A 5,277-nucleotide genomic window follows, 5' to 3' on the forward strand; every position below is an offset into this window, starting at 1 on the left:
TATTGCACTTCGAATCAGCTTCTATTTTGATTGCGTTAACTCGGACTTCTTTGAAGAACGGTATAACTTGTACTTTTCTCAAATATCCTTGATCTACTCAATTTGTGTTCCCACGCATTGAGCTGTCAAAGTTATAGGGTCAAGCCTCACGGGCAATTAGTACTGGTTAGCTTAACGCGTTACCGCGCTTCCACACCCAGCCTATCAACGTCCTGGTCTCGAACGACCCTTCAGGGGGCTCTAGGCCCCGGCAAGACTCATCTTGAGACGAGTTTCCCGCTTAGATGCTTTCAGCGGTTATCTCTTCCGCACTTAGCTACCCGGCGATGCCACTGGCGTGACAACCGGTACACCAGAGGTGCGTCCACTCCGGTCCTCTCGTACTAGGAGCAGGCTCTCTCAATCTTGCAGCGCCCACGGAAGATAGGGACCAAACTGTCTCACGACGTTTTAAACCCAGCTCACGTACCTCTTTAAATGGCGAACAGCCATACCCTTGGGACCGGCTACAGCCCCAGGATGAGATGAGCCGACATCGAGGTGCCAAACACCGCCGTCGATATGAACTCTTGGGCGGTATCAGCCTGTTATCCCCAGAGTACCTTTTATCCGTTGAGCGATGGCCCTTCCATACAGAACCACCGGATCACTTTGTCCTACTTTCGTACCTGCTCGACTTGTCAGTCTCGCAGTCAAGCACGCTTATGCCAATGCACTATCAACACGATTTCCGACCGTATTTAGCGTACCTTCGAACTCCTCCGTTACACTTTGGGAGGAGACCGCCCCAGTCAAACTGCCCACCATACACTGTCCCCAATCCCGATAAGGGACCAAGGTTAGAACCTCAAACACACCAGGGTGGTATTTCAACGTTGGCTCCACCTGAGCTAGCGCCCAGGTTTCAAAGCCTCCCACCTATCCTACACAGGTCTGTTCAAAATCCAATGTAAAGCTACAGTAAAGGTTCATGGGGTCTTTCCGTCTTTCCGCGGGGAGATTGCATCATCACAAACATTTCAACTTCGCTGAGTCTCTGGAGGAGACAGTGTGGCCATCATTACTCCATTCGTGCAGGTCGGAACTTACCCGACAAGGAATTTCGCTACCTTAGGACCGTTATAGTTACGGCCGCCGTTTACTGGGACTTCAGTCAAGAGCTTGCACCCCATCATTTAATCTTCCAGCACCGGGCAGGAGTCACACCCTATACGTCGACTTTCGTCTTTGCAGAGTGCTGTGTTTTTAATAAACAGTTGCAGCCACCGATTCTCTGCGGCCTCATTCTGCTTCGAGAGTAAATCTCTACACATACTAGAGGCACACCTTCTTCCGAAGTTACGGTGTCAATTTGCCGAGTTCCTTCTCCAGAGTTCTCTCAAGCGCCTTAGAATACTCATCTCGCGCACCAGTGTCGGTTTGCGGTACGGTCAATTACAAGCTGAAGCTTAGTGGCTTTTCCTGGAAGCAGGGTATCACTCACTTCGTCTGCAAGCAGACTCGTTATCACGCCTCATCTAAGCCCCCCGGATTTGCCTAAGGGGCATGACTACACGCTTGAACCAACATATCCAACAGTTGGCTGAGCTAACCTTCTCCGTCCCCACATCGCACTTGTAATCGGTACAGGAATATTTACCTGTTTCCCATCAGCTACGCATCTCTGCCTCGCCTTAGGGGCCGACTCACCCTACGCCGATGAACGTTGCGTAGGAAACCTTGCGCTTTCGGCGAGGGGGCTTTTCACCCCCTTTAACGCTACTCATGTCAGCATTCGCACTTCTGATACCTCCAGCAGTCTTCACAAACCACCTTCACAGGCTTACAGAACGCTCTCCTACCACGTGCAATAAATTGCACATCCGCAGCTTCGGTAACTGGCTTAGCCCCGTTACATCTTCCGCGCAGGACGACTCGATCAGTGAGCTATTACGCTTTCTTTAAATGATGGCTGCTTCTAAGCCAACATCCTGACTGTTTTAGCCTTCCCACTTCGTTTCCCACTTAGCCAATTTTGGGGACCTTAGCTGGCGGTCTGGGTTGTTTCCCTCTTGAGTCCGGACGTTAGCACCCGGTGCTCTGTCTCCCAAGCTGTACTCATCGGTATTCGGAGTTTGCAATGGTTTGGTAAGTCGCCATGACCCCCTAGCCATAACAGTGCTCTACCCCCGATGGTAATACTTGAGGCACTACCTAAATAGTTTTCGGAGAGAACCAGCTATTTCCAAGTTTGTTTAGCCTTTCACCCCTATCCACAGCTCATCCGCTAATTTTGCAACATTAGTCGGTTCGGACCTCCAGCACCTGTTACGGTACCTTCATCCTGGCCATGGATAGATCACTTGGTTTCGGGTCTACACCCAGCGACTAATTCGCCCTATTCGGACTCGATTTCTCTACGGCTTCCCTATTCGGTTAACCTCGCCACTGAATGTAAGTCGCTGACCCATTATACAAAAGGTACGCAGTCACCTTGCGGCTCCTACTTTTTGTATGCATACGGTTTCAGGATCTATTTCACTCCCCTCCCGGGGTTCTTTTCGCCTTTCCCTCACGGTACTAGTTCACTATCGGTCGATTACGAGTATTTAGCCTTGGAGGATGGTCCCCCCATATTCAGACAGGATTTCTCGTGTCCCGCCCTACTTGTCTTACGCTTAGTTCCACACCGCAGCATTTTTCATACGGGGCTATCACCCGCTATGGCCGGACTTTCCATTCCGTTCTGATATACACGATGCTAAAACGTAAAGGCTACTCCAATTTCGCTCGCCGCTACTTTCGGAATCTCGGTTGATGTCTTTTCCTCGAGCTACTGAGATGTTTCAGTTCACCCGGTTCGCCACAATGACCTATGTATTCAGTCAGAGTTACCGCTCGCGCGGTGGGTTTCCCCATTCAGAAATCTCCGGATCAAAGCTAATTTGCCAGCTCCCCGAAGCTTATCGCAGGCTATCACGTCTTTCGTCGCCTGTAATCGCCTAGGCATCCACCATATGCACTTAGTCACTTGACCCTATAACTTTGACACCGCTGACGGCAGTGTCGGTCAAGAACTCGTACAGACCCGTTTCATCGGTCCATACGTTATTTGAGTATTTACGCGTTACGCCGTCCTTCATATCTAAACAATTTCTTGCTCAGTTGAAGTCTATGTTTGACGCAATCAAAATGCTACTAGCGGCACGGTGCCCAACTCCCTTTACAAAGAAGCTAAGCTTTCCGCTAGCAGCGCTGATTCGACTCTACAAATTGTTAAAGAACACAGCCAGTTTGAACTGACAAACCAGAACAACCGCTGAACTTCACAGTTCGCGGATACTTTGGTTTGTCATCTCAATGAATGAATATCTGATGCTGAAGTGGTGGTGGAGGATAACGGGTTCGAACCGTTGACCCCCTGCTTGCAAAGCAGGTGCTCTCCCAACTGAGCTAATCCCCCCCGGACTTACCGTGGTGGGTCTGGCTGGATTCGAACCAGCGACCCCCGCCTTATCAAGACGATGCTCTAACCAACTGAGCTACAGACCCACGCGTTCTTCACTCGTGGCCTGCGGATCTGAAGCTTTCCTGTGGAGGCCAGCTCGGCAGGCTCACTTCTTCAATATTCATTCACTGTGCATTACAGCCGATAAGTGTGGGCGCTTAAATCTGAGTACATGTGGATCTCGCTCATGCTGAATTACAAGTAACTCAACCGTGGCTCGACCATTTCTAGAAAGGAGGTGATCCAGCCGCACCTTCCGATACGGCTACCTTGTTACGACTTCACCCCAGTCACGAACCCTGCCGTGGTAATCGCCCTCCTTGCGGTTAGGCTAACTACTTCTGGCAGAACCCGCTCCCATGGTGTGACGGGCGGTGTGTACAAGACCCGGGAACGTATTCACCGCGGCAAGCTGATCCGCGATTACTAGCGATTCCGACTTCACGCAGTCGAGTTGCAGACTACGATCCGGACTACGACCGGTTTTCTGGGATTAGCTCCCCCTCGCGGGTTGGCAGCCCTCTGTACCGGCCATTGTATGACGTGTGTAGCCCTACCCATAAGGGCCATGATGACCTGACGTCATCCCCACCTTCCTCCGGTTTGTCACCGGCAGTCTCATTAGAGTGCCCTTTCGTAGCAACTAATGACAAGGGTTGCGCTCGTTGCGGGACTTAACCCAACATCTCACGACACGAGCTGACGACGGCCATGCAGCACCTGTGTGACAGTTCTCTTTCAAGCACTCCCAAATCTCTTCAGGATTCTGTCCATGTCAAGGGTAGGTAAGGTTTTTCGCGTTGCATCGAATTAAACCACATCATCCACCGCTTGTGCGGGTCCCCGTCAATTCCTTTGAGTTTCAACCTTGCGGCCGTACTCCCCAGGCGGTCAACTTCACGCGTTAGCTTCGTTACTGAGAAGAAACCCTCCCAACAACCAGTTGACATCGTTTAGGGCGTGGACTACCAGGGTATCTAATCCTGTTTGCTCCCCACGCTTTCGTGCATGAGCGTCAGTACAGGTCCAGGGGATTGCCTTCGCCATCGGTGTTCCTCCGCATATCTACGCATTTCACTGCTACACGCGGAATTCCATCCCCCTCTACCGTACTCTAGCCATGCAGTCACAAATGCAGTTCCCAGGTTGAGCCCGGGGATTTCACATCTGTCTTGCATAACCGCCTGCGCACGCTTTACGCCCAGTAATTCCGATTAACGCTTGCACCCTACGTATTACCGCGGCTGCTGGCACGTAGTTAGCCGGTGCTTATTCTTCAGGTACCGTCATTAGCCCACTGTATTAGAGCGAGCCGTTTCTTCCCTGACAAAAGCGGTTTACAACCCGAAGGCCTTCTTCCCGCACGCGGCATGGCTGGATCAGACTTTCGTCCATTGTCCAAAATTCCCCACTGCTGCCTCCCGTAGGAGTCTGGGCCGTGTCTCAGTCCCAGTGTGGCTGGTCGTCCTCTCAGACCAGCTACAGATCGTGGCCTTGGTGGGCTTTTACCCCACCAACTAGCTAATCTGATATCGGCCGCTCCAATTGCGCGAGGTCTTGCGATCCCCCGCTTTCACCCTCAGGTCTCATGCGGTATTAGCCACTCTTTCGAGTAGTTATCCCCCACAACTGGGCACGTTCCGATATATTACTCACCCGTTCGCCACTCGTCAGCTTAACCTGTTACCGTTCGACTTGCATGTGTAAGGCATGCCGCCAGCGTTCAATCTGAGCCAGGATCAAACTCTACAGTTCGATCTTGTTTTACTCAACGGAATCGACTAAAACCA

General features: G+C 51.4%; 2 tRNA genes and 2 rRNA genes. All 4 read right to left on the reverse strand.

The annotated features are described in order from the left end of the window. Nucleotides 1-135: 135 nt before the first annotated feature. The 4 genes from LNV09_RS24515 to LNV09_RS24530 all read right to left on the reverse strand — a co-directional run bounded on the left by LNV09_RS24515 (nucleotide 136) and on the right by LNV09_RS24530 (nucleotide 5,242). Nucleotides 136-3,016: ribosomal RNA gene (locus LNV09_RS24515) — 23S ribosomal RNA — on the reverse strand. A gap of 350 nt (nucleotides 3,017-3,366) precedes the next feature. Then, a tRNA-Ala gene (locus tag LNV09_RS24520) sits at nucleotides 3,367-3,442 on the reverse strand. Nucleotides 3,443-3,454: 12 nt separating this feature from the next. Continuing rightward, nucleotides 3,455-3,531, reverse strand: a tRNA-Ile gene (locus tag LNV09_RS24525). 187 nt (nucleotides 3,532-3,718) lie between these two features. Next, nucleotides 3,719-5,242: ribosomal RNA gene (locus LNV09_RS24530) — 16S ribosomal RNA — on the reverse strand. Together the 16S and 23S rRNA genes with 2 tRNA genes alongside form the textbook arrangement of a ribosomal RNA operon. Nucleotides 5,243-5,277 lie beyond the last annotated feature (35 nt).

This window comes from Paucibacter sp. B2R-40 (assembly GCF_025717555.1).
Classification (GTDB): Bacteria; Pseudomonadota; Gammaproteobacteria; order Burkholderiales; family Burkholderiaceae_C; genus Paucibacter_A.